This is a genomic window from Deltaproteobacteria bacterium (assembly GCA_016219225.1).
GTDB lineage: Bacteria > Desulfobacterota > RBG-13-43-22 > RBG-13-43-22 > RBG-13-43-22 > RBG-13-43-22.
In genome coordinates, this window is the sequence record JACRBX010000202.1 from 34,954 (window position 1) to 58,458 (window position 23,505).

Consider the following 23,505-nt stretch of genomic DNA (forward strand, 5'->3'; position numbering starts at 1 on the left):
CGATTGAAGGAAGAAAAGGCAATTTGAAGGGCAGCACCTTTGAAATTCATGAATTCAGGAGTCAGAAGCCAAAATTCAGAATGAGGATCAATTCTTAAGAATCGACATTCATTACAGATATGGAGGGAAAAACAATGACAGGAATCGTGTCTTATGGAGGCTATGTGCCTCGTTACCGGCTGGATCGTCGGAAGATATTTCAGGCTATGGGCTGGATGGACCCTTCGACCGCTTCGAATATGAGAGGCGAAAAGGCGGTAGCCAATTTTGATGAAGACAGCATCACCATGGCCGTTGCCGCGGGAATAGACAGCCTCTGCGGGATGGACAGGTCGAAGGTGGATGGACTCTATTTCGCCTCGACCACCATGCCCTATAAGGAGCGGCTCAATGCCGGCATTTGCACGGCGGCTTTAGGACTCAAAGATCAAGTACGGGCCGCGGATTTCGGCGGCGGGCTGAAAGCCGGGACAACGGCGCTGCTGGCCGCCCTGGAAAGTGTCGCGGCCGGCGGTGCCAATACCATTATGGTTTGTGCTTCCGATTCCCGAATGGGAAGGCCGGCCTCCGGGGAAGAGATGATCTTTGGCGACGCTGCCGCAGGATTTATCGTCGGGAATGGAGAGGTGATCGCCGAATTCAAGGGCTCCTATTCGATCACCTATGATTTCGGCGATCACTACCGCGGGGCCTTTGCGAGGTTCGATCGGAAGTGGGAAGACCGATGGATTCGGGATCTGGGTTATGATCATTTTTTACCTGAGGTAATCAAGGGGTTCCTTTCCAAATACGGCCTGAAGATCCAGGATTTTGCCAAGGTCATCTACGACTGCCATTATGGGGCGGAGCGTAAAAAACTCAATAAGATGCTGGGGATTACCGCCGAGATGGATCAGGGGAATTACCAGGAACAGATCGGCCACTGCGGAGCGGCCCAAAGTCTGGTTATGCTGGCCGGTGCCCTGGAAGGGGCCAGGCCGGGAGACCGGCTGTTAGTGGTGAGCTTCGGCAGCGGCTGTGATGCCCTTTGTTTTGAGGTCACTGAAAACATCCTGAACAAAAAAAGCGGCCGCGGTATTTCGGGTTCCCTGGCCAACCGGGCGGAATTGGATGTTTATGAAAAATACCTGGTCTGGCGGGATATCCTGCCGGCGGAGATGGGGCTTCGGAGTGAGGAGGATCTCTGGACCAGATGGACCGCTTTGTGGCGCAAGCGTAAAGAGGTCCTGGGACTCTGGGGCTCCCGGTGTTTAAAATGCGGGACTCCCCAATTACCGGCCCAGAAAATCTGTGTTAATCCCGAGTGTGGGGCCGTCGACCAGATGGAAGAATATCTCTTTTCCGATAAGAAAGGACAGGTAGTCAGTTTTACCGGAGACATGCTGGCCGCTTCCTACAATCCTCCGGCCATCTACGGGGCCGTGGAATTCGAAGGGGGGGGCAAGTATTATTTTGACTTTGTCGATTGCACCCTGGCGGAAATGGCCACCGGCCTGCCGGTGACCTTCAGTTTCAGAAGAAAATATTATGATAAGAAACGGGACATTTCCGGGTACTTCTGGAAGGCGGTCCCGGTAAAGGAGGACAAATAAAATGGCAAGTGGAATCAAAGATAAGGTGGCCATTCTGGGCATGGGCTGTTCCCGCTTCGGGGAGCGTTGGGAAAGCGGTGCCGAGGATTTGATGGTTGAGGCCTTTACGGAATGTCTGGCCGATGCCGGTATAGAAAAGAAAGAGATCCAGGCGGCCTATTTGGGGACCCATTTTGACGAGGTCAACGTGGGCAAGGCGTCCTTGCCTTTGTCCCTGGCCTTGAAACTGCCCTTTGTCCCCGCCACCAGGGTTGAAAATTTTTGTGCCACGGCCACGGAGGCCTTGAGGGCCGCATCCTATGCCGTGGCCGCCGGAGCCTATGATATTGTCCTGGCCCTGGGGGTGGAGAAGCTGAAGGACACGGGCTACGGCGGTCTGCCCGGCGGGGCCGGCCGGGGCGTTAATGCCCGCATGGAAGCGGCCAACATGACCGCCCCGGGGATGTTTGCCCAATTGGCCACGGCCTACAGCGCCAAGTGGGGTATCTCCATGGAGAAAATCAAGGATGCCATTACCCATGTGTCGGTGAAGAGCCATGCCAATGGGGCCATGAATCCCAAGGCCCATTTAAGGAATGTGATCACCGAAGAACAGGCCAAGAAGGCCCCCATGATCGCCTATCCCCTGGGACTTTTTGATTGCTGCGGGGTGAGCGACGGATCGGCGGCCGCCATAGTGACCACTCCGGAGATCGCCAGAAGTTTGAAGAGGAATCAGGATATCGTCTTTATCAAGGCCATTCAGGTGGTCTGCAGTTCCGGAGAGGAGGAGATGTTCACGAAATGGGACGGGTCCCATTTCGCCACCACCCGGCGGGCGGCCACCATGGCTTATAACGAAGCAGGAATAAAAGACCCCAGGCAGGAAATCAGCATGATGGAGGTCCATGATTGTTTCTCCATCACGGAAATGGTCACCATGGAAGACCTGCACATCTCCCCCAAGGGAGGGGCCTATGAAGATATTATGAGCGGGTTTTTCGATCTGAAGGGCCAGGTGCCCTGCCAGGTGGATGGCGGCTTGAAATGTTTCGGCCATCCCATTGGGGCCTCGGGACTCCGGATGGTCTATGCCATGTATGAACAATTGCTGGACCGGGTTCCTGAAGAGCGGAAGGTTAAAAATGCCCGATTAGGCCTGACCCATAATTTGGGGGGCTTCCCCTGGAAAAACGTGGCGGCCATTTCGATTGTCGGAAGGGGGTGAGGAGGACTGATTAAAATGGAAAGAGGACTGTTTCAGGAAGAACATTTAATTTTTCGCGAGGCCTTCAGAAAATTCCTGGATAAGGAAATCGCCCCCTATTATGAACAATGGGAAGAAGACGGGATTGTTCCCAAAGCGGTTTGGCACAAGACCGGCGAAAACGGCTATCTCTGTCCCTGGGTGGCCGAAGAGTATGGAGGGGCCGGTGCCGGGTTGGAATATTCCATTATTATGGCCGAGGAAATGAGCCGAAGGGATTATGTCGGATTCGCCCACTCCCTGCACAGCAATGTTATTGTACCCTATATTGATACCTACGGCAATGAGGATCAAAAAAGAAGATGGCTGCCAGGCTGTGTCAGCGGTGAGATCATCACGGCCATTGCCATGACCGAGCCTAATGCCGGGTCCGATCTGGCGGCCATCCGAACAACGGCCAAAAGAGACGGAGAGGACTATATCCTCAACGGCCAAAAGACCTTCATTTCCAATGGCCTCAATTCAAACCTGGTTATTGTGGCCGCCAAGACCGATCCGGCGGCCGGTTACAAGGGGATCAGTCTTATTGGTGTCGAAGAGGGCGCCTCCGGTTTTTCCAGGGGGAGAAAACTGAATAAAATGGGTATGCACAGCCAGGATACGGCCGAGCTGATTTTCGAGGAGTGCCGCGTCCCGGTGGCGAACCTTTTAGGGGAAGAAGGCAAAGGGTTCCGCTATCTGATGGAAAAACTGCAGCGGGAGAGGCTTTTCTCGGTAACCGGATCTCAGGCCATGGCCGAGGCCATGCTGGCCCTGACCATTCAGTATTGTAAAGAGCGGGAGATTTTCGGCAAACCGGTCGGGTCGTTCCAGCACAACACCTTCAAGCTGGTCGAAATGGCCACGGAGATCGAACTGGGCCGAACCTTTGTTGATGCCTTGATCAAGGAACACATCGCCGGTATCGACATTACCAAAAAGGTTTGCATGGCCAAGTCCTGGGTGGCCGAGATGGCCAACCGGGTGGCCTACAACTGCCTCCAACTCTTTGGTGGATACGGTTATATGGAGGAATATCCCATCTGCCGCTTTGCCAGGGATGTGCGGGTCCAAACCATTTATGCCGGTTCTACGGAGGTGATGAAATCGGTGGTGGGGAAGATGCTGGGGTTTTAAAGAAAAAACGGTTCAAGGTCCGGTAAATCAGTTCGGAGTTAAGAGTTCGGAGTAAAACCATTTTCATGTTTCGTGGTGTCCAAATGGGCATGAACGCTTACTGCGGAAAGAAAAAGCAGAGGAGAGGCACGAGGCGAGGGGAAACAAGGAGTGGGGGAGTACCCTCTTAATGAGCTTCTTGCAAATGTCTAAGCTCGGAAAAAATAGGTCAGGCATCCTGCCTGACTAAAGATCATTAAAAATGGGAAAGACAAGGAGAGGGATCATGAAAAGAACAGCAGCAATTATTTTTATGTTAACCATGTTTTTCATCTTCCAGGGGCCGGTATTTGCTCAGGAGATCAACATCGGTTATACCGGTCCGCTGACCGGGCGGGCAGCGGCCATTGGAATTGACGCCTTACATGGTGCACTGATCGCCGCTAAGGAAATCAACGACGCCGGCGGGGTGGAGGTGGCCGGGAAGAAGTATAAGGTGAATATCCAGAGCTATGATGATGAAGGGGTGGCCGCCAAGGCCGTAGCCGGGATGCAACGCCTGAAAGATAAATATGAGGTTCCTGTTATTATTCAAAATATCAGTGGATCCGTTATGGCCATGCTGGAAAGAAATGAAAAGATGGGTGTCCTGCTGATCGGTTTTTTCAAAATTCCTGAGGCGACCAAGAAGGGAAACAAACTGGTCCTTCGGCATCAACAGACCATTGATGAAGATGCCATAGGGCTGGCCCGGGAGGCCGTGAAAATTTTAAAGGCCAAAAGTTATGCCATGATCTCCGATACGGGTGATTATGGGAAATCCTCAGTCAAGGCCTACCAGGGGGCCTTTGAAAAGCTGGGGGTCAAAATGGCTGCCAACGAGTGGCTGGACCAGCGTACTCAGACCGATTTCCGGGGGCAACTGACCAAGATCAAGGCCGCCAACCCGGACGTGATCTTGCTTACGGCTTATGACGAGGCCTCGGCCGGGGTGATCAAACAGGCCCATGAATTGGGGATCAAGACGCCTTTTGTCGTTTCCACGGGCTTTGCGGCTGCGGGTGAGAAACTCACCGGTCCTGATTTGATCGAAGGATTTTTAAGACGGGTCGAGTATACTAATATGATTCCTCCACCTGCTGCGGTGGCCCGTTATCGGACCCAATTGTACCCGGCCATGGGCTATAAGGAACCGGCAGCCGGCTTTGGTGTGAATTGCTACGCCAGTGTCCACATCATCCTCCAGGCCATGCAAAAGGCAGGAACGACTACGGACGCCCTTAAGATCCGGCAGGCTGTTCCATTGGTGTTGCCCCTTGATGATAAACATAATACGACCGGTCTGAAAACCTTCAAGGAAGATGGTGAAGGGGCGATTACCGCCAAGATCGGGAGGTATCAGAAGGGGAAACTGGTGCCGGTTAATTAGAGAAAAAAAGTTTCAAGTTTCAAGATGCAAGTCAAGACACCATTTTCAAACTGGTATAGGGGTATGAGCGATGGCTGAATTTCTGCAGTATATGGTCAACGGTTTGATTGCCGGCAGCGCTTATGGTCTTCTGGCCCTGGCCATGACCCTGATCTATGGGATTCTCGCAATCCCCAATTTTGCCCTGGGGGCCATCTATGCGATGGGGGCCTTTATCTCCTTTTATGTCATCCAGTGGATGGGACCGGGGTACTATCTGGGGAGCCTCCTGCCGGTGGTGATACTGGCCGGATTGATCGGGGTGATCAGCGAAAGGGTTGTTTTCCGGCCCCTCCATAATGCCCCCCATGCCGCCGGGTTTATCGGGGCCTTGGGGCTTTACTCCATTCTGGAGGGGGGCTGGAATGTCTGGTTCGGCCCGGATTGGCGGAGTATCGCCTCTCCGTATAATGACATCATCATCCGGTTGGGTCCGGTCTCCCTGACCCTGCAGCGGTTGATCCTTTTCGGGGTCTGCCTGCTGTTCGCCCTGGGGACCTACCTGCTGGTTTTTCGGACCCTGACCGGCAAACAGATCCGGGCCTTTTCTGAAAACAAGGATGTAGCCCGGCTGCTGGGGGTCAATACCAACCGCATGTCCTATCTGACTTTTATTATCGGTTACGGCCTGACCGGGATAGGCGGGGCGCTGGTGGCGCCCACGGCCCTGGTGGGATCGAGCATGGGATTGACGCCGATCATCAAGTCCTTCATCGTGGTGGCCCTGGGGGGACTGGGCAGCGTCACCGGGGCCATAATAGGGGGGCTTATTTTGGGGCTGGGGGAGAATTTCGGGGCCGCCTATATCAGCTCCATGTATAAGGATCTTTTTTCCTTTGCCCTTTTCCTGGGGGTGCTGCTTTGGATGCCCCAGGGGTTATACCGGCGATAACTGAACCGGCCCTTTGGGGGCGACACGAAGAATGAAAAAATCGAATATCGAATAATGAATATCGAATGTCGAATGTCGAAGGAAGGCAAAGACCAATCACTTCATTATTCACAATTTCGAATTAAGCCCTCATGCCCCAGGGGCGCCACGGAGCATGAAAATGACCCGTAAGGGCGGGTTTAAAACCCGCTCCTACAGAGCTTCTTTGGAAGTGGGTTTTTTAAATTCCGCAATCCGAAATGGGAAGAGATCTATGCGCAAATTGATTTATCTGTTATTGGGACTTCTGGTAATTCTGTTACCGTTTCTGATCCGGTCGAATTACTGGATGTACATGTTCACCCTGGTGGGCATTTACATCATCCTGGTGGCCAGCCTGGATTTGATCTATGGTTACAGCGGACTGGTCTCTCTGGGCCACGGGGCCTTTTTCGGCCTGGGGGCCTATGCCTGCGGTATTCTGCAGGTCAAATTGGGGCTATCCTTTTTACCGGCCCTGATTTTGGGAACCCTGTTTACCTGTTTTTCTTCGGCGATCATGGGCTGGCCCATGTTGCGGATCAAGGGGCCTTATTTTGCCCTGGGCACGCTGGCCCTGGGACTCATGGTGACTATTGTCATTCATAACTGGGACAGTCTGACCGGGGGGGTGAGCCTGTCGGGGATTCCGCTCCCACCGGAGATCCATCTTATGGGCTGGACCGTGGATTTTTCCTCGAAGCGGACCTATTATTATCTGGTCCTGCTTTTTGTGTTCCTGACCATTTTTCTGATCCGTCGCCTGACCCGTTCCCGTCCGGGCCGGGCCTTTCAATCCATCCGGGAAAACGAGGACCTGGCCGAAGCGCTGGGGGTGCACATCCTGCGTTACAAGCTCATTGTTTACGTCATCGCCAGCACCATGGCGGCTTTTGCCGGAGGGCTCTATGCCTGTTACATGGGTTCCATCGAGCCGGAGATCGCCGGGGGGCACATGTCGTTCAATCTGCTGGTCATGATCGTCGTGGGCGGGGCGCGGACTGTGACCGGAGAGATCGTCGGACCGTTGCTGCTCTGGTTTCTGCCTGAATTTCTGGAAGCGGCCCAGGTTTACCGGCCGTTGTTTTATGGATTGATTTTGCTGATCGTCATTCTTTTAATGCCCATGGGGATTGCCGGAAAGCTGCGATCCCTGCATCCGAGGATAGCCCAATGGATACCGTGAGACCTGAAAATGGAGCCCCCTATCTGAAGGGGGATAAGATATCCGTATCATTTGGAAGGCTGGTGGCTGTTTATGATCTGGAGTTCCAGATACAGACCGGGGAGATCTTCGGCCTTATCGGCCCCAACGGGGCAGGGAAGACGACGGTCTTTAATGCCGTTACCGGCTCGGTTCCCTTAAGCAGCGGGAAGATCCGTTTTGACGGCCGGGATATCAGCGGCTTGAAGCCCCATCAGATCACCGAACAGGGGATTGTGCGGGTTTTTCAAGCGGCGACGATTTTTCCGGGGTTACCGGTCCGGGACCACGTAATGACCGGTCTCCACTGCCGGACCGCGACTTCGGTTTTTGGGGCCCTCTGGCGAAGCCCCTTCAGCCGGAAAGAGGAGGATCAGAGCCGGCAGCGGGTGGAGGCCCTGCTGAATTTTACCCATCTGGCCGAGTTTCAGGAGCAGCCGGCTGCCAATCTGACCTGGGCCCAGCAGAAGCGCTTAATGCTGGCTACGGCCCTGGCCAGCAACCCGAGACTGATTTTATTAGACGAGCCGGTAGCCGGCATGAACGCCGACGAGATCCAGGAAATGATCGATTTGATCGCAACGGTGAGAAAAGATGGGATTACCGTTTTTATCATCGACCATAATATGAGGGTCATGATGGGGATCTGTGACCGCCTTTTAGTCATGAATTACGGACAGAAACTGACCGAAGGGGTTCCGGCAGAAGTGTCCCGGGACCCCCGGGTCATCGAAGCCTATCTGGGGTATAAAAAAGATGATACAACTGAAAAACATTGAACTTTTTTATGGTAAGTCGCAGGCCTTGCACGGGGTATCCCTTTCGGTTGGTCCCGGTGAAATCGTGGCCCTGATCGGGGCCAACGGGGCCGGGAAAACGACGGTGCTGAAGGCCATATCGGGGTTGATTCCCTGGACCTCGGGGGAGATCCTCTTTCAGGGCAAATCGCTGAAAGGTTTGACGCCGGAGACGATAGCCCAAAAGGGGATTTCCCATGTCCCGGAAAGGGGGGGCATCTTCGGTAAGATGACTGTTCTGGAAAACCTGGAATTAGGGACTGTAGCACAGAAGAACCGGCAAGACCTGAAAGAAAGATTTGAAAAGGTCTTCCGGCTTTTTCCGATATTGGAGCAGAGAAAAGGCCAATTAGGCGGGCAACTGAGCGGAGGGGAGAGGCAGATGCTGGCCATCGGGCGGGCCATGATGAGCAATCCGGCCTTGTACCTTCTGGACGAGCCGACCCTGGGCTTAAGTCCCCGCATGGTCGGAGAGATCGCCGCTATCGTCCAGGAGATCAGCCAGCAGGGGGGGACTATTCTTCTGGTGGAGCAAAATGCCCTGATGGCCCTGGAACTGGCCGGGCGGGGCTATGTCCTGGAAATCGGCCGCATCTTTCATGAAGGACCCAGCCGGGAATTGATGGAGGATGAGCAGGTCAAAAAGGCCTATCTGGGGATTTGAAAGCGGTCAGCGATCAGCGATCAGCTTTCAGGAAACCTCTGGAAAATGTAATAATTTTGTGCTTTGAAAAATTTGAGCCCTAATCTGAAAATTCGGACTTTCTTACACGTCATTCCCGTGGAAACGGGAATCCAGGTGTTATGCTGAGACGAAAAGAACCTGGATTCCGGTTTTGACCGGAATGACGGAGAGGTTATTCCCCGCATTCGTTCGAGAGGGACTTTTAAAGGTCCATCCGCCTTGAAGGATTGAAATTAAATGGAGCTTACCGAAAAACAGAGATTTGAAATAGAGATGTCCAGACAATTGCTGCTGGGGGAGATGCTGGCCCGTAATGCCCGAAAATTTCCTGACCTGGAAGGAGTGATTTTTAAAGATAAAAGGATACACTATCGGGCCTTGGATGAACGGGTCAACCGGCTGGCTAATGCCCTTCTGTCACTGGGGATCGGAAAAGGGGATTCCATCGGACTGCTTATGGAGAACAGGCAGGAAATGCTGGAGATATTTTTTGCAGTGGCTAAAATAGGGGCCGTCAACGTCCCCATAAATATCCGGCTGGCTCCACAGGAAATAGCCTATATCTTGAGTAATGCCGAGGTGAGGCTCCTCTTTTTGGGAGAGCATTTCGTCCGGACCATCGAAACCATTAAAGGCACTCTCCCCTTAATTGCAGAGTACATCATAACGGATTCGAAAGGGGAGGGAGGGTATAAATTTTATGAAGAGGTTTTGTCAAAAGGCTCGGTTATTCAACCGGAAGCCCGGCTCCAGGACGACGAGGACGTTTTTCTGATTTATACCGCCGGGACTACAGGAAAACCCAAAGGGGCCATATTGACCCACAAAAATTTGATTACCAACGCTATGACCATCAGTATAGAGACAGCCCTGGCGCTTCCTCGAAAAAACGATATGCCTTTTATAGCGCCGAAAGTAATGTCCGTTACCCCATTTTTTCATATCGCCGGTGTGGTCAGCATCATCAAGACCATGCAGGCCTTGACGCCCATGGTTGTTTTGGATTTTGATCCCGTGGAGTTATTAAAAGCCGTTGAAAGGGAAAGGATTACCTTCCTGTTTCTTGTTCCGGCCATGTGGCTTATGGTGATGAATCATCCGGACTTCAAAAAATATGATGTCAGTTCCCTGCGAACGGCCGCCTATGGAGCGGATGTGACGACGAATGCCCTTAAGGAACGGATTCTGGAATCATTCCCCAATGCCTCCTTGTATGAAGCCTTCGGACAGACCGAGATGTCGGCCACCACGGTTTACATGAAACACCAGGATGCCCTGCGCAAGGAGGGATCTGTGGGGCTGCCTCTATTCAATGTTGAGGTCCGGATAGTGAATGAGGCTATGGAAGATGTCTCGGTTAACGAAGTCGGCGAGATTGTTTATCGGGGACCCGGCCTGATGAAGGGCTATTACAAGAACACGGAAGAAACCCGGAAGGCCTTCGAGGGAGGCTGGTTCCACAGTGGCGATCTGGTGCGACGGGATGAGGAAGGTTTCGTCTATGTGGTGGATCGCAAGAAGGACATGATCGTCAGCGGGGGTGAGAATATTTATTCGGCGGAAGTCGAGTCCGTCCTCCTGACCTGCCCCAAGATCAAAGAAGCCGCCGTCGTCGGTATTCCGGACCCAAAATGGGGAGAGGCGGTCAAGGCCTGTGTGGTCCTTGAACCGGGCCGGGAAGCAACGGCCGATGAAATTATCCAATTTTGTCTTAACAAGATGGCCCGGTTTAAGCGGCCGAAGATCGTCGAATTCCTCCCAGCCCTGCCCCGCAGTGCCACAGGGAAGATACTCAAGCGAGATTTGCGTGCCCATCCAGAATAGGGTTATGAGTTCGGAGTTCGGAGTTCTGAGTTCGAAGAAACCCATTTTCTTGTTTCTTAGAGCCCCACGGGGCATAAAGGTTTAACGTGATAATCGATTTAACAGAAATCAAAAAAAGACCCTGGTATCCTTCTTATCCGGAAGGGATCAGGAAACAACTGGAGTCCTATAGCCTGCCGGAAATACCTTCGTACAGGTTTTTGGAATCATCGGCCAAATACTTTCCCAATTCGACGGCTCTAGTCTACGAGCCGGAAAATTTCCTTGTCAATTATTTGGAACTGTGCAGCCTGTGTGAGCGATTCGCCTCGGGGCTCCAAAATAAACTGGGTGTCAAAAAAGGGGACCGGGTGGCCATATACGCTCGAAATTATCCGGAATTCGTCATCGCCCTCTTCGGAATATCGATGGCCGGAGCGGTCTATGTGGCTTGCAATCCCCTGTTGACCGAAGAAGAGGTGGCCTACCAGATCAAGGATTCCGGGGCCGGAATTGCCGTCACCTCTGATGATCTGATGCCCGTTTTAAAAGGTCTTGTTGAAAAAAGGGGCACACCCTTGGAAAGGGTCATCGTATTTACCAGAAATCAGGAATTGAAGCCGGCCCTTCTCGGCCGGAAGGAAATGGCTTTCAAGTCTCCCCTGGTCGGCTTTTCGGAGGTCTTTTCCGACAAGTCCTTTACCAAACCGGTTATACATCCCAAACAGGATTTAACGGCCATCATGTACACCTCGGGAACGACAGGATATCCCAAAGGGGTCATGATTTCTCATTATAATGTCGTTTCCTCGACCATTATGTACCAGACCGCCTATACGGGAAAATTTCCGGAAGTCGATGCTTCCGGTTTTCTAAAGTGTGCCAATGACCCGAAGGATCTGACCCGGGAATGGGATTATCCCATCCGCTATGGCATGGATTCCGTGCTGGTCGTTCCCCCCTGGACGCACATGCTGGCCTATTTGGGGCAATTGCACTTTCCGGTCATGGCCGCCATGGCGATTTTCCCTATGCCGGCTTTTAACAAAGACTCGATGCTCGATATGGTCAGACGCTGGAAGATAAGCTTTGCCGGAGGGGCCCCGCAAATGATGGCCATGTTGCTTTCCCTGTCGGAAGGGGACCAAGGGGCCCTCTATCCCATCCGGGCCTGGACCACCGGCGGTTCTCCGGTTCCCACGGTTTTGGCTGAAAAGTTTTCCCGAATCATCAGCGGCGTCATCACCGAGGGGTACAGCCTGACCGAGGCGACCATCAGCTCTACGAAACATTACTGTAACCGGTCGGGCCGGAGAAAATACGGGTCCATCGGAAGCCCTCTTCCCTTCATCGATATGAAAGTGGTCGACATCCTGACGGGAAAGGAAGAAATGCCTGTAGGGCAGGAGGGCGAATTGATTCAAAACGGACCGACCGTAACCCTGGGCTATTTAAATCGACCGGAAGCCACCCAGGAGACCTTCAGAAACGGTTGGCTCTATACCGGCGATCTGGCGGTCATGGATGCGGAGGGGTTGTTTTATATTACCGGCCGGAAAAAGGAACTGATCATTTATAAGGGGTACAATATCGCCCCCCGGATGCTCGAAGAAATTCTGTATAAGCATCCCGACGTGTTGGAATGCGCCGTGGTCGGCAAGAAGGATGATATGGCCGGGGAGATACCGGTGGCCTTTGTCACCCTTAAAGAAGGGCGTCGGGCAGCGGCCGAAGAAATCATGGCCTTTGTCAACGAAAAGGTGGCTCCCTATAAGAAGATCAGGGAGCTCAGATTTATCGATAAGATACCGGTAAATCCGAATGGCAAGGTCATGCGCAAGGAACTGGTGAAGATGGTTTAGTGCAAAAATAACTCCTGTAAGGTTTCTGTTAGGACGGGTTTCAAACCCGCCCCGGCCAATGATTGATTAAAAGACTGTTTTGGAGACGATCGCATAAGGAGAGAAAATGATCGCTGACCTTTTAAAAACCTTACAAACTCAAATTGAAAAAGTATCCCGGATGGATTTTTATAAAAGGAAACTCGATCAGGCCGGTGTAACGGCGAATTCGATTCAGAGCATTGATGATTTTAATAGGATCCCCTTTACTTCCGGTCATGAGATCCTGGAAGAACTTAATAAAAAGCCCTCCGAGTGTTCTTTGTTCACTCCGGCGGTAACCCGGGTTAATCTTTCCCCTTCGGGACAGGACCTGTTTCCGGTTTACAACACCAACCAGGATCTCCAAAAGATGCACGAAGTCGCTGCCCGGGCCTATGAGGCGGCCGGCGTGACTCCGGATGATATCTGTGCCGTCACCTTTGGCTATCACCTGTTTATCGCCGGACTTTATTATCAGAGCCAGCTTGAATATTACGGGGCCAAGGTCATCCCCCTCGGTCCGGGAGAATCGGAAAGGGCCGTGGAAGTCATCAATAAATACCAGGTGACGGTTTTAATCTCCAATCCCACCTTTGCCATGAAGCTGGCCGCCAAGGGAATCCCCAGTGTGCGCATCCTTTTTGTCGGCGGGGAACCTTTTACTTCGGTGGAGGGCTATCCCGAAAAAGTCCGGGCGGCCTTCGGCCGGAAAATCGGGATGATCGATTCTTATGGGATGGCCTTATGTTCGCCTATTGCCCGGAGCTGCCGGTTTGAAAAAGGAATGCACCTTCTGGATGATTTCATCTATGCCGAGGTGATTGATCCTTTGACCGGAGCCCCCGTGCCTTTGGGTGAAAAAGGGGAACTGGTTTTGACCCATCTCCATAAGGAGGCCTCTCCGTTGCTGCGCTACCGGACCGGTGATTTAACTTATATGATCGAAGAAAAGTGTCCCTGCGGAAGATCCTTCACCCTGCCCAAAGGGATTATAGGCCGGACCGATGAAATGCTTAAGATCAAAGGAGTCAAGTTCTGGCCCTCCCAGATCGGGGCCATTCTTCAAAGTGTGGCCGGGGCCGGAAAAAAATACCGGGTAGTGGTCCGGAATCCCCAGGGGGTGGATACCATTTCTTTAATGATCGAGGGCACGGAGGGGTCAGTGGATCTGGAGGAATTGGCCCGCCGACTGAAAAGGGAAACCCTCCTGGCCTTTAACGAAATACTTCTTATAGATCATTTTGATCAGGGCCCTGTTGTCGAGGACCAACGACAGGGGAGGACTTTTTGATGGCTGAACTACGATTGATCCAATCGGATTATACCTATGCCGACTTTTCGACCAGCCTTTCCCCGGCCATCGAACTGGCCCTGGAACAGAGGAAGGCGCCCAATACGGTGGTGCTGGACATTTTCCGGGCAGGGAGTTTTACCATCGGGGTCCTGGAAGACCCGGAAAAATCTCTGGACCTGGATTACTGCCGGCAGGAAAATATTACCGTTCGAAGACGCCAAAATCCCGGAGGGGCTATATGGGGCCCGGACGGAAGTGCTTTTATTGTCTATTATCTGGATACGAAAGACCCTGCGGTGCCGATGAAATCGGTGAAGGAGGCTTTCCAAAAGGGCCTGACGGATCTGGCTGAGGTGATCAGCGCCATGTTTAACATCCCGGCGGCTTACCGGCCTTTGAATGATATCGAGGTGGAGGGGAGAAAACTTGTGCCTACCTCGGCCAGGCTGGAGAAGCGCATCCTGACCTTACGTTTGCTGATCAATCTGGTTCCCACCGACAGGGATATTCTGAACAGGGCCATAAAAGTGGCCCCGGAAAAGATTCAGGACAAGAAAATCAAAGAAGTGGGAGCCCGGTTTACCTGTTTGGAAGCGGAAATAGGCAGAAAGATCATCTCTGACGAAATCAAGGAACTTATGGAAAAGGTCATTCAAAAAACCTTCGGCCAAGCCATAAACCTGAAGCCGGGTGTTTTAACCGATCTCGAAAAACGATATGAAGCGGAGTACCAACAAAAATTTACTTCAGAGGAATGGTTTTATGCCAATTCGGAAATATTCCGTTTTCAGAACAAGCCTGCCGGGGCTATAATAACCGAGGGACGCCACAAGGCCCCGGCCGGGTTGATACGGGTGACTATCCTGGTTTACCGGGATAAAATGATGGATCTTATTATTACCGGTGATTTCCATCCTTCGCCTTTGCAGGTGATTCAGGACATGGAACAGGCCCTGAAGGGCAAAGCCTGCAAAATGGATTTGATCCGATCGGAATTAACCGCCATCTTGGACAGTCCGGAGGTTGAGATTCCTGGGACGACGGTGGAAGATTTTCTGGTGGCCTTTAAAAAAGCATTAACCTGGGAACATTGATTATGGCAAGTTGATTATTATGAAATTCTGTATGTGAGGTAAACGCAATGAAAATGCAAGAAAATAATCTGCCCCTGCGAGGGCTGAAAGTCATCGACCTGGCTACGATGATGGCCGCTCCCTGGGCGGCCGCCTATCTGGGGGATTATGGGGCGGAAGTCATTAAAGTGGAGCATCCTAAAACCGGCGACGGCATGAGAAAATTCGGGGCCTCCAAGGATGGTAAAGGTGTTTTTTGGAAGTCTTTGTCCAGAAACAAACAATGCATCACCCTGGATGTGAAAAATGGGAAAGAGGTCTTTTTAAAGCTTATACAGTGGGCTGATGTGCTGATTGAAAATTTCCGGCCCGGAACCATGGAAAAATGGGGCTTGGGCTGGGAGGTGATCCGGGAAGCCAACCCCCGGATCATCTGGCTCAGGGTTTCCGGGTTTGGACAGGAAGGCCCCTATGCCAGCCGGGGCGGGTTCGGTACCGTGGCCGAGGGGATGTGCGGGTTCGCCGCCCTGAACGGGTATCCCGACTCCCCGCCGACGCTGCCTCCTAACGCCCTGGCCGACGGGGTTTGCAGCGCCTTTGCCGCCCTGGCGATCATGATCGCCCTTTATGACCGGGATGCCCTGGGCAGTGCCAAGGGACAGATCATCGATATATCCCTTTATGAGCCATTGATGCGGCTTTTGGAAAGCAATGTCATGGAGTATTCGGTACTCGGTCTGAAATCGCCGAGGATGGGCAGCAGGATCGCCTCGGCGGCACCGCGAAATCTTTACCAGACCAGGGGAGGCCGATGGATCGGTTTATCGGGAAGCGCCCAGCCTATTGCCGAGAATGTCTTCAGGGCTATCGGCCGCCCGGATCTGATAAAGGACCCGAGATTTTGCGACAACCCCAGCCGGGTTAAACATGTGGAAGAGCTGGACGCCATTATCGGCGAGTGGATCGGAAGCCATTCTCTGGACGAGGTCATGGAGACCTTCTTAGAGGCCCAGGCGGTGGTCGGTCCGGTCTACGAAATGGATCAGATCTTTGAAGATGTCCACTTCAAGGCCAGGGAATCCTTGGTTGAAGTGGAGGATGAAGATTTCGGAACGATTAAAATGCCCAACACCTTCGCCAAATTTTCCCGCACCCCCGGTGCCGTTCAATTTACCGGCGGCGCTAAAGGGGCGGACAACAAAAAGATCTACTGTGATTTGTTGGGGTTATCCCCTGATGAACTACAGAAGCTTCAGGAGGATGGGGTGGTTTAACACGAAAATCGAGTTCGGAGTATTGAGTTCGGAGCAAACCATTTTCATCCTTTTAGATTATAAAGGGTCATCAGGTTCACCGAAAGGAGCAGGGACATCTCCTGAAGTCCGATGGAGAGGTGTTTTGCCAGAAGGGGTGACGCTCCCTTGGAAAGCCCCTTCCCTCCCAACTTAACCAAGCCGGGTGGAGTCCGGACAGTTTTCGCTTTCAACCCCAATATCTGTTCCACTTTGATAGTTCCATTTGGCATCCTTCCCCCTATCATGAGATTTGTCATTAGATTCTTTACAGAAAAAGGGATAAGCCCCTTCAATGGTTGACACTATTTTTTTTTAATATTATAGTAATCGGTAAAAATTCTCCCAGAGGATGGGTTTAGTTCGAAAATAGAAAATAAGCCATGAGGGACGAGGCGCGAGGCGCGAGAGGAAAAAGAGCAACAAATACTTCCTCCTGACCTATAGCCCATTGCCTATAGCCTATAGCCTCTTATGGACCTATTTTCATGCTTCGTGGTGCCCCGCGGGGCATGAGGGTTTAATATGGAAATGAAACTGAATTTCGAAAAAGGGCAGGGCCTTCTGCCGGCAATTGCCCAGGATTGGCAAACCGGGCAGGTCCTCATGCTGGCCTATATGAACCGGGAGGCCTGGGACCAAACCCTGGCAACCCGAAAAGCCCATTACTGGAGCCGATCCCGAAATGAATTGTGGCTTAAAGGGGGGACGTCCGGGCATGTTCAAATGGTCAAGGAAATTTTTATCGATTGCGACGGAGATACCATCCTCTTAAAGGTGGAACAATTGGGCGGTGGGGCCTGTCATACCGGGTACAAGAGTTGTTTTTTTCAAAAAGTAGATGAAAAGGGGACCATAGAAATTGTCGGGGAAAAAGGGTTTGATCCCCGGGAGGTTTATAAAAAGTGAATGTATTAAAGCTAGGCATTCCCAAAGGGAGCCTGCAAGAGGCGACTATTAACCTTTTTAGAAAGTCGGGCTGGAAGATCAACGTCAACAGTCGGAATTATTTTCCGGAAATCGATGATCCGGAGATCCGGTGTTCTATTTGCCGGGCACAGGAAATGTCCCGCTATGTGGAAAGCGGCACTATTGATGCCGGTATAACCGGGAAGGATTGGACCCTGGAAAATAACTCCAAGGTAAAAGTCATCTCGGATCTTTTGTATTCCAAGGTCAGCAGTCGCCCGGCCCTTTGGGTCCTGGCGGTAGCCAGTGATTCCAAGATCAAAAAGATAGAAGATCTGCGGGGGAAGAAGATCGCCACCGAACTGGTCAATTTTACCCGTCGATATTTTGCCGAAAAGGGCATTCCGGTGCAGGTGGAGTTTTCCTGGGGGGCTACCGAGGGGAAGATCATTTCCGGCCTGGCCGATGCCATTGTTGAGGTGACCGAAACCGGCAGTACCATCCGGGCCCATGGTCTGAAGATCATCCATGAATTGATGCAATCCAATACCCAGATCATTGCCAATCGGGAATCGTGGAAAGACCCCTGGAAAAAAGATAAAATCAAGCAAATCGTTTTATTATTGCAAGGGGCCTTACGAGCGGAAAAGATGGTGGGCTTGAAAATGAATGTCCCGGCTGAGAAGCTTGAAGACCTGGTAGCCATCCTGCCCAGTTTGAACGCCCCCACCATCGCCAATCTCTATAACAGCAACTGGCTGTCGGTGGAGACCGTGGTCGAGGAATCCCAGGTCCGGGAATTGATCCCCGGTTTGATCCGGAGAGGGGCTCAGGGGATCATTGAATATTCGTTGAATAAGCTGATATAAGAGACAGACGCAAGGTCTAAGGTTCAAGGTGCAAGGTATCAGGGGAGAGACAGTTCGGAGTTTGGAGTTCGGAGTTCGGAGAAAAAGCAGGAAGTTCTTCAGTGTTTGTTGGAAAGAGATCGAAAATAAAAAAATAAATCAGTTTGTCAGGACAGAAAAAAAAGGATGACTAAATTGCAGCCAACTACTCTGGTTTTAGAAAACTCCGAACTCCGAACTCCGAACTCCGAACTGCCCAATCAGAAGGGCCATCCAGAGGTAAGGACCCGAAAAACATCAGTGGTGATCCTGATAATCCTCCTGGCTTGTCTGGCCGCCTGTGCCACACCTTCTCAAACCAAGGAGCAGGCTCTGTCCCATTTGCGCCTGGGGGACTCGATGCTGCAGGAAGGCCGACCCACCCAGGCTTTGGCCGAACTGATCAAGGCCAATGATTTAGACCCCAGCAACCCGGTGATTCGAAATGTTCTGGGAATCGCTTATCTGGAAAAGGGGATGGTCCGCCAGGCTATTTATCAGTTTGAGAAGGCCCTCTACCTCAATCCCGATTATGTGGAGGTGCATAATAACCTGGGCACGGCCCTGCTCCGGGATGGGAGGGTGAAGGAGTCCATCCCGGAGTTTAACAAGGCCCTTGAAGATCCGTTGTACACGACGCCCCATTTTGTTCAATACAATTTGGGCCAGGCCTACTATGCCCTTCAGGAATATGATAAGGCCCAGGAATACTTCCAGGAGGCGATCAAAAGCTCACCGGGCTACAGCCTGGCCTATCACGGTTTAGGGTTGACCTTGCAGGCCACCCAACACCTGGATGAGGCGGCAGAGGCCTTTAAAAAGGCTATTGAACATGCACCCCGATATGCCCGGGCCCATTACGACTTAGGGGAGGTGCTGGTTCAGTTGAATCAACAATCCTTGGCCCGACTGGCTTTTAAAGAAGTGATCGGTTTGGATCCCGAAGGTCCATTGGGCAAGAAGGCCCAACAGAGATTAAAGGAGATCAAATAACCGACAGCGGCACTTTTTTCGTCATTCCCGAAGAATAAGGTGTTTTAAGGAAAAGAGAATATGTCTTCAAACAATGCATTCGAACCGACCGCGGTCTCCAGGCGGGCCCGGGAGATTACTCCGTTTATTGCCATGGATGTCCTGGAAGCCGCTCAGGCCATGGAGCGGGCCGGAGACCGGATCATCCATCTCGAAGTAGGGGAACCTGATTTCGATACTCCGGACTGTATTAAAGAAGCGGCCATCAAGGCCCTCCAGGATGGAAAGACTCATTATACCGACAGCCGGGGGATTCTCGAACTCCGGGAAGCCATTTGTGCCTATTATAATCAACGTTACCAGGTTGAGGTTTCCCCGGATCAGATCATTATCACCTCCGGGACCTCGCCTGCCATGTTTATGGTTTTTTCGGCTTTACTCGAACCAGGACAGGAAGTCATTATTTCTGATCCCCATTATGCCTGTTATCCTAATTTTATTCAATTCGCCCAGGGGAAACCGGTTAAGGTTCGGGTCTATGAAGAAGACGGCTTTCAATATTTCCCGGAAGAAATCCGAAAGCGTATCGGACCGGATACCAAAGGGATTTTTATCAATTCTCCGTCCAATCCCACCGGGACCCTGTTGTCGGCAGACCGGATGAAGGGGTTGGCCCAATTCGACCCTTATATTATTTCCGATGAGATTTATCACGGTCTGGTTTATGAAGGCCGGGAACATTCGATCCTTGAATTCACCGATCGGGCCTTTGTGCTGAACGGTTTTTCTAAACTGTATGCCATGACCGGCTGGCGCTTGGGCTATTTGATCGCCCCCCGTGAATTTATTCGTCCCTTGCAGAAAATTCATCAAAACTTTTTTATCTCGGCCAATTCCGTGGCCCAATGGGCCGGGATTACCGCCTTGAATCAGGCCCAGGAAGATGTGGCCCGGATGAGGGACCTCTATGACCAGCGCCGGAAGGTGATCATTAAAAGGCTCAAAGAACTGGGGTTCGGGCTGGCCGTTGAGCCTACCGGGGCTTTTTACGTCCTGGCCAATGCCAAAGCCTTCCACTCCGATTCGTATAAATTGGCCTTTGACATCTTAAAAAAAGCCAAAGTTGGAGCCACTCCGGGTATTGATTTTGGGGAGGGTGCCGAAGGCTATCTCCGCTTCACCTATGCCAATTCCATTGAACGGATCGAAGAGGGGATGGAACGCCTTCAGGCTTATTTAAGCCGGGAAGAATATAAAGAAATTCCATGATTATCCATTCAGCGGAATTTCTCAGAAGTGGACTGAAGGCCGTTCATTTTCCTCAAACCGGTCTGCCGGAGATTGCCTTTGCCGGTCGTTCCAATGTCGGGAAATCTTCTTTAATAAACGCCCTCTTAGGGCGAAAATCCCTGGTCCGGACCAGCCGAAGACCGGGTCAAACCCGGTTGTTGAATTTTTTTTTGGTTAATGAGGATTTTGTTTTAGTAGACTTGCCGGGTTATGGATTTTCCAAGGCTCCCAAGGAAGTCATCCGGAGCTATCAACAAGCCATGTCGGGCTATCTGAAAACGAGAAAGACCCTGGTTTCGGTGGTGATTTTGTTGGATATCCGGCGTCTCCCCAGTACTGAAGATAAAGGTTTCCAGCGGCTGGTGCAATCTTGCGGCCTTGATCCTTTATGGGTTCTGACCAAATCAGACACCGTGGGACGAGGCTCCTGGAAACGGGCCTGGTCAATGATCTCCGAAGAACTGGGCCATCCGGACGGTAAGCCCATTTTTTTTTCAGCCAGAACAGGACAGGGCAGAGAAGAAATCTGGGACGAGATTGAGCGGAGGTTGAAGGGCACCGATGAAGCCTGAAAAAGCGAATATCGAAAATCGAATCATGAATGTTGAAGGAGAGTTTCTTTTAAATTCCGAAATCCGAAATCCGAAATTGGAATTTATTTTCGAACTAAAGAAAGGAAAAATGATGAAACCAAAAAAGAGAATGCAGTTGGTAACCGTTTTAGTGGCAATGACATTTTTTCTGATTTCGACCTTGGCCTTAGCGGCGCCGCCCGATAATTTTACCGCCAAATTGATGATCATGGGCATGTCCATGCCGATGGCCAAAATGGGTAGCAAGACGAGAATGGAAAATATGATGATAGGTGGGCTGGTAACCATCAGTATGATGGATGTCAATAAAAGTATTACCATGAATACCAAAAACAAGACCTATTTTGAAAGTGCTATCAAAGAAAAGGTTCCCTCTCTTTATGATCCCAAGGTGGTCATTGAAAAAAAGAAGATCGGATCGGAAACCATTGACGGTCATCCCTGTATCAAGTCCGATGCGGTATTTTATCTCAAGGACAAACCCCAGGAAAAATTCAACGCCGTACTCTGGGAAGCTCAGGATTTAGGCGGGCTGCCCATCCGAAATGAAATGGTGGTGCCTGAAAGTAAAACCAAGGGCCCCGGCCCGGCAAAAATCGTAACTGAAATCAAAGACATTAAAGTGGGAGCGGCCAATGCCGGTATGTTTGAAGTCCCCAAAGACTACCAAAAGGTGAGCAGCATGAATGAAGTGATGGGCATGGGACAACCAGGAGACATGAAGGGCATGCAGGAAATGATGAAGCAGATGCAAAAGATGAAAAAGATGCCCAAAGAGGAATAGTTGAGACCAAAAAAAATTGAAAACCTTGTTTTTTGGGTAACCATGCTGTCTCTTTTCGCGCTGTTTCCGGCATGCAGCAGCGAAAAGGCTTTTCAGGTTGGTCCCGTTGGGACTAAGATTGAGTCTTTGATCGACAAGGAGACTACCTGGAGAGGTGGGGCAATCGGATCCGCCTTAAGCGGGATTTTGGGGGGCAGAATTTCGGAAATTGCCCACCGGGCCTCCCGGGAGGCGGCCCGGGATGGGAGACCCGTAGCCTATCAAAGCGGCGATTGCTTTCAACGGGTCGAAGCTTATCCTTTAGGCAAGGCTTCAACTTCTAAATGCCTTCAAGTCCGGCAGCAGATCTATCAGGACGGGAAATTGCTCCGGGATGAGGTGAAAGAGGTGTGTCAATAGGAACTGAGTGACGGGTGACGAGTGACGCGTGTCGTAAAAAACATTTAAAACCAATGGCTTGCCGGTCTAAAAGATTTTTCTCGTCACCCGTCACCCGTCACATTTTTTACAACGATTCCTGTAACAGCTCGGTTATATCTTTGACGACCAGTTGTTCTTCTTTCCCCGTCCCCTTGCGACTGTCTTCAAAAAGACTGATGCAGTAGGGACAGGCCGTGGCAAAGACTTCGGCTCCCCGGTCGGCGGCTTCGATCATCTTTTTATCAGAAAAGCGTTGTTCCGGCTTGGTTTCCATCCACAGACGGCCCCCCCCACCGCCACAGCAGAGGCTGAAAGCCTTATTTTGTCCAAATTCTACTAACTCTAACTCCGGAATGGCCTGCAGGAGTTCCCTGGGCAGATCAAAGACCTCGTTATGGCGGCCAAGATAACAGGGATCATGATAGATAACCTTTTTGGCCAAAGGTTTCTTGGGGGTCAGTTTCCCATCCTGGACCAATTTTGCCAAAAACTGGGAATAATGTTGAACTTCAAAATCAGCTCCCAATTCTTTGTATTCTTTGGTGAAAGTCGTAAAACAATGGGGAGAAGTGGTAATGATCTTCTTGACCCCTTTTCCTTTGTAAAGGGCGATGTTTTGTTCTGCCAGTTTGGTAAACAAGGCTTCATCCCCTATTTTCCGGACGGCTTCGCCACAACAGGCTTCTTCATTCCCGAGGATACCGAAGCTGACGCCGGCGGTTTTTAGTAATTCAACTATGGCTTTGGCGATTTTCTGGCTCCGCTGCTCATAGGCTGAGGTACAGCAGACGAAGAGAAAATATTCGGTGTCCGGTCCAAAGAGGGGCACGTCCAACCCTTGAGTCCAGTTGATTCTTTTGGCCTTATCTTCCGACCAGGGGTTTCCCTGGCTGTGAACACTGCCCAGGATAGGACGAAGCCCCTGGGGAATGGCCCCGGTCTCGACGATCATGCTGCGCATGGCCCGGACTACATCGACTATTTTTACCTGACGGGGGCAGTTGCGGACACATAGATTACAGGTTGTGCAGGCAAACAGGATGTCATCGGATTCATATCCCTCCATGCCCAATTGGCCCATCCGAACCAGTTTTCGGATATCAAAGGGGGATCCTTCCACGACCCGGCCCCAGGGGCACAGGCCGGCACAAAGGCCGCATTGCATGCATTGATTCAGCGTATCTCCACCCGTAGCCACGATGGCCTGGTTGACTTCTATAAAGGGGGTAATCGACATAAACAGACTCCTTTCTTTGAAAAATTTAATTCGGAACGAGGCGAACTTGCCGCATTCCGGACCTTTTTTGG

At 51.5% G+C, this 23,505-nt stretch carries 22 protein-coding genes; 20 read left to right on the forward strand and 2 right to left on the reverse strand.

Annotated elements, in window-relative coordinates; genetic code table 11:
- The first annotated feature begins 134 nt into the window (after positions 1-134).
- From HY879_17360 to HY879_17420, 13 genes are all read left to right on the forward strand, one after another.
- Positions 135-1,592 (forward strand): 3-hydroxy-3-methylglutaryl CoA synthase, encoded by a 1,458-nt coding sequence (locus HY879_17360; GenBank protein ID MBI5605106.1) that lies wholly within the window; start codon positions 135-137, stop codon positions 1,590-1,592.
- A 1-nt stretch (position 1,593) separates the two neighbouring features.
- A complete protein-coding gene (locus HY879_17365) occupies positions 1,594-2,799 on the forward strand; it encodes an acetyl-CoA acetyltransferase (GenBank protein ID MBI5605107.1) in 1,206 nt (401 codons plus the stop codon).
- Between the two features lie 15 nt (positions 2,800-2,814).
- Entirely contained in the window at positions 2,815-3,954 is a 1,140-nt protein-coding gene (locus HY879_17370; protein ID MBI5605108.1) for an acyl-CoA dehydrogenase family protein, read from the forward strand.
- Positions 3,955-4,219: 265 nt separating this feature from the next.
- Positions 4,220-5,362 carry an ABC transporter substrate-binding protein gene (locus tag HY879_17375; protein ID MBI5605109.1) on the forward strand — a complete coding sequence of 381 codons (1,143 nt, stop codon included), beginning with the start codon at positions 4,220-4,222 and terminating at the stop codon, positions 5,360-5,362.
- 70 nt (positions 5,363-5,432) lie between these two features.
- The gene (locus HY879_17380; GenBank protein ID MBI5605110.1) at positions 5,433-6,293 is read left to right on the forward strand and encodes a branched-chain amino acid ABC transporter permease; all 861 of its coding nucleotides are present in this window, start codon (positions 5,433-5,435) and stop codon (positions 6,291-6,293) included.
- Between the two features lie 253 nt (positions 6,294-6,546).
- Positions 6,547-7,497: a branched-chain amino acid ABC transporter permease gene (locus HY879_17385; GenBank protein ID MBI5605111.1), complete on the forward strand. Its 951-nt coding sequence runs from the start codon at positions 6,547-6,549 to the stop codon at positions 7,495-7,497.
- Positions 7,485-8,294: an ABC transporter ATP-binding protein gene (locus HY879_17390; protein ID MBI5605112.1), complete on the forward strand. Its 810-nt coding sequence runs from the start codon at positions 7,485-7,487 to the stop codon at positions 8,292-8,294. Before HY879_17385 ends, HY879_17390 begins: the two co-directional genes overlap by 13 nt.
- On the forward strand, positions 8,272-8,976 hold the full coding sequence (locus HY879_17395) for an ABC transporter ATP-binding protein (GenBank protein ID MBI5605113.1): 705 nt from the start codon (positions 8,272-8,274) through the stop codon (positions 8,974-8,976). The genes HY879_17390 and HY879_17395 overlap by 23 nt, the downstream gene beginning before the upstream one ends.
- Before the next feature lie 258 nt (positions 8,977-9,234).
- On the forward strand, positions 9,235-10,821 hold the full coding sequence (locus HY879_17400; protein MBI5605114.1) for a long-chain-fatty-acid--CoA ligase: 1,587 nt from the start codon (positions 9,235-9,237) through the stop codon (positions 10,819-10,821).
- Between the two features lie 86 nt (positions 10,822-10,907).
- Positions 10,908-12,662 (forward strand): acyl--CoA ligase, encoded by a 1,755-nt coding sequence (locus tag HY879_17405; protein MBI5605115.1) that lies wholly within the window; start codon positions 10,908-10,910, stop codon positions 12,660-12,662.
- Between the two features lie 106 nt (positions 12,663-12,768).
- Complete coding sequence (locus tag HY879_17410) at positions 12,769-13,974, forward strand: AMP-binding protein (protein ID MBI5605116.1); 1,206 nt, start codon at positions 12,769-12,771, stop codon at positions 13,972-13,974.
- Complete coding sequence (locus tag HY879_17415; GenBank protein MBI5605117.1) at positions 13,974-15,071, forward strand: lipoate--protein ligase family protein; 1,098 nt, start codon at positions 13,974-13,976, stop codon at positions 15,069-15,071. Before HY879_17410 ends, HY879_17415 begins: the two co-directional genes overlap by 1 nt.
- Before the next feature lie 47 nt (positions 15,072-15,118).
- Positions 15,119-16,324 (forward strand): CoA transferase, encoded by a 1,206-nt coding sequence (locus tag HY879_17420; protein ID MBI5605118.1) that lies wholly within the window; start codon positions 15,119-15,121, stop codon positions 16,322-16,324.
- A gap of 44 nt (positions 16,325-16,368) precedes the next feature.
- On the opposite strand, the gene HY879_17425 is transcribed toward HY879_17420, so the two are convergent.
- Positions 16,369-16,575, reverse strand: a complete 207-nt coding sequence (locus HY879_17425) for a hypothetical protein (GenBank protein ID MBI5605119.1) — start codon at positions 16,573-16,575, stop codon at positions 16,369-16,371.
- A 298-nt stretch (positions 16,576-16,873) separates the two neighbouring features.
- Here HY879_17425 and hisI point away from each other — a divergent pair, with 298 nt between their 5' ends.
- The 7 genes from hisI to HY879_17460 all read left to right on the forward strand — a co-directional run bounded on the left by hisI (position 16,874) and on the right by HY879_17460 (position 22,176).
- Positions 16,874-17,251, forward strand: coding sequence for a phosphoribosyl-AMP cyclohydrolase (gene hisI / locus HY879_17430; protein ID MBI5605120.1), 378 nt, complete (start codon positions 16,874-16,876; stop codon positions 17,249-17,251).
- Positions 17,248-18,120: an ATP phosphoribosyltransferase gene (locus HY879_17435; protein MBI5605121.1), complete on the forward strand. Its 873-nt coding sequence runs from the start codon at positions 17,248-17,250 to the stop codon at positions 18,118-18,120. The genes hisI and HY879_17435 overlap by 4 nt, the downstream gene beginning before the upstream one ends.
- A gap of 165 nt (positions 18,121-18,285) precedes the next feature.
- The gene (locus HY879_17440; GenBank protein ID MBI5605122.1) at positions 18,286-19,131 is read left to right on the forward strand and encodes a tetratricopeptide repeat protein; all 846 of its coding nucleotides are present in this window, start codon (positions 18,286-18,288) and stop codon (positions 19,129-19,131) included.
- Between the two features lie 60 nt (positions 19,132-19,191).
- The gene (locus HY879_17445; GenBank protein MBI5605123.1) at positions 19,192-20,379 is read left to right on the forward strand and encodes a pyridoxal phosphate-dependent aminotransferase; all 1,188 of its coding nucleotides are present in this window, start codon (positions 19,192-19,194) and stop codon (positions 20,377-20,379) included.
- Complete coding sequence (locus HY879_17450) at positions 20,376-20,972, forward strand: YihA family ribosome biogenesis GTP-binding protein (GenBank protein ID MBI5605124.1); 597 nt, start codon at positions 20,376-20,378, stop codon at positions 20,970-20,972. The genes HY879_17445 and HY879_17450 overlap by 4 nt, the downstream gene beginning before the upstream one ends.
- 109 nt (positions 20,973-21,081) lie before the next feature.
- The gene (locus tag HY879_17455; GenBank protein MBI5605125.1) at positions 21,082-21,777 is read left to right on the forward strand and encodes a hypothetical protein; all 696 of its coding nucleotides are present in this window, start codon (positions 21,082-21,084) and stop codon (positions 21,775-21,777) included.
- Positions 21,778-21,819: 42 nt separating this feature from the next.
- Positions 21,820-22,176, forward strand: a complete 357-nt coding sequence (locus HY879_17460) for a hypothetical protein (protein MBI5605126.1) — start codon at positions 21,820-21,822, stop codon at positions 22,174-22,176.
- A 106-nt stretch (positions 22,177-22,282) separates the two neighbouring features.
- Here HY879_17460 and HY879_17465 read toward each other — a convergent pair whose 3' ends face one another.
- Complete coding sequence (locus tag HY879_17465) at positions 22,283-23,434, reverse strand: (Fe-S)-binding protein (GenBank protein MBI5605127.1); 1,152 nt, start codon at positions 23,432-23,434, stop codon at positions 22,283-22,285.
- Positions 23,435-23,505 lie beyond the last annotated feature (71 nt).

Bases quoted from the DNA above. Each gene is read 5' to 3' on its own strand.
- HY879_17360 (MBI5605106.1), top strand. From the start codon at position 135: ATGACAGGAATCGTGTCTTATGGAGGCTATGTGCCTCGTTACCGGCTG.
- HY879_17365 (MBI5605107.1), top strand. From the start codon at position 1,594: ATGGCAAGTGGAATCAAAGATAAGGTGGCCATTCTGGGCATGGGCTGT.
- HY879_17370 (MBI5605108.1), top strand. From the start codon at position 2,815: ATGGAAAGAGGACTGTTTCAGGAAGAACATTTAATTTTTCGCGAGGCC.
- HY879_17375 (MBI5605109.1), top strand. From the start codon at position 4,220: ATGAAAAGAACAGCAGCAATTATTTTTATGTTAACCATGTTTTTCATC.
- HY879_17380 (MBI5605110.1), top strand. From the start codon at position 5,433: ATGGCTGAATTTCTGCAGTATATGGTCAACGGTTTGATTGCCGGCAGC.
- HY879_17385 (MBI5605111.1), top strand. From the start codon at position 6,547: ATGCGCAAATTGATTTATCTGTTATTGGGACTTCTGGTAATTCTGTTA.
- HY879_17390 (MBI5605112.1), top strand. From the start codon at position 7,485: ATGGATACCGTGAGACCTGAAAATGGAGCCCCCTATCTGAAGGGGGAT.
- HY879_17395 (MBI5605113.1), top strand. From the start codon at position 8,272: ATGATACAACTGAAAAACATTGAACTTTTTTATGGTAAGTCGCAGGCC.
- HY879_17400 (MBI5605114.1), top strand. From the start codon at position 9,235: ATGGAGCTTACCGAAAAACAGAGATTTGAAATAGAGATGTCCAGACAA.
- HY879_17410 (MBI5605116.1), top strand. From the start codon at position 12,769: ATGATCGCTGACCTTTTAAAAACCTTACAAACTCAAATTGAAAAAGTA.
- HY879_17415 (MBI5605117.1), top strand. From the start codon at position 13,974: ATGGCTGAACTACGATTGATCCAATCGGATTATACCTATGCCGACTTT.
- HY879_17420 (MBI5605118.1), top strand. From the start codon at position 15,119: ATGAAAATGCAAGAAAATAATCTGCCCCTGCGAGGGCTGAAAGTCATC.
- HY879_17425 (MBI5605119.1), bottom strand. From the start codon at position 16,575: ATGCCAAATGGAACTATCAAAGTGGAACAGATATTGGGGTTGAAAGCG.
- hisI (MBI5605120.1), top strand. From the start codon at position 16,874: ATGAAACTGAATTTCGAAAAAGGGCAGGGCCTTCTGCCGGCAATTGCC.
- HY879_17440 (MBI5605122.1), top strand. From the start codon at position 18,286: ATGACTAAATTGCAGCCAACTACTCTGGTTTTAGAAAACTCCGAACTC.
- HY879_17445 (MBI5605123.1), top strand. From the start codon at position 19,192: ATGTCTTCAAACAATGCATTCGAACCGACCGCGGTCTCCAGGCGGGCC.
- HY879_17450 (MBI5605124.1), top strand. From the start codon at position 20,376: ATGATTATCCATTCAGCGGAATTTCTCAGAAGTGGACTGAAGGCCGTT.
- HY879_17455 (MBI5605125.1), top strand. From the start codon at position 21,082: ATGATGAAACCAAAAAAGAGAATGCAGTTGGTAACCGTTTTAGTGGCA.
- HY879_17460 (MBI5605126.1), top strand. From the start codon at position 21,820: ATGCTGTCTCTTTTCGCGCTGTTTCCGGCATGCAGCAGCGAAAAGGCT.
- HY879_17465 (MBI5605127.1), bottom strand. From the start codon at position 23,434: ATGTCGATTACCCCCTTTATAGAAGTCAACCAGGCCATCGTGGCTACG.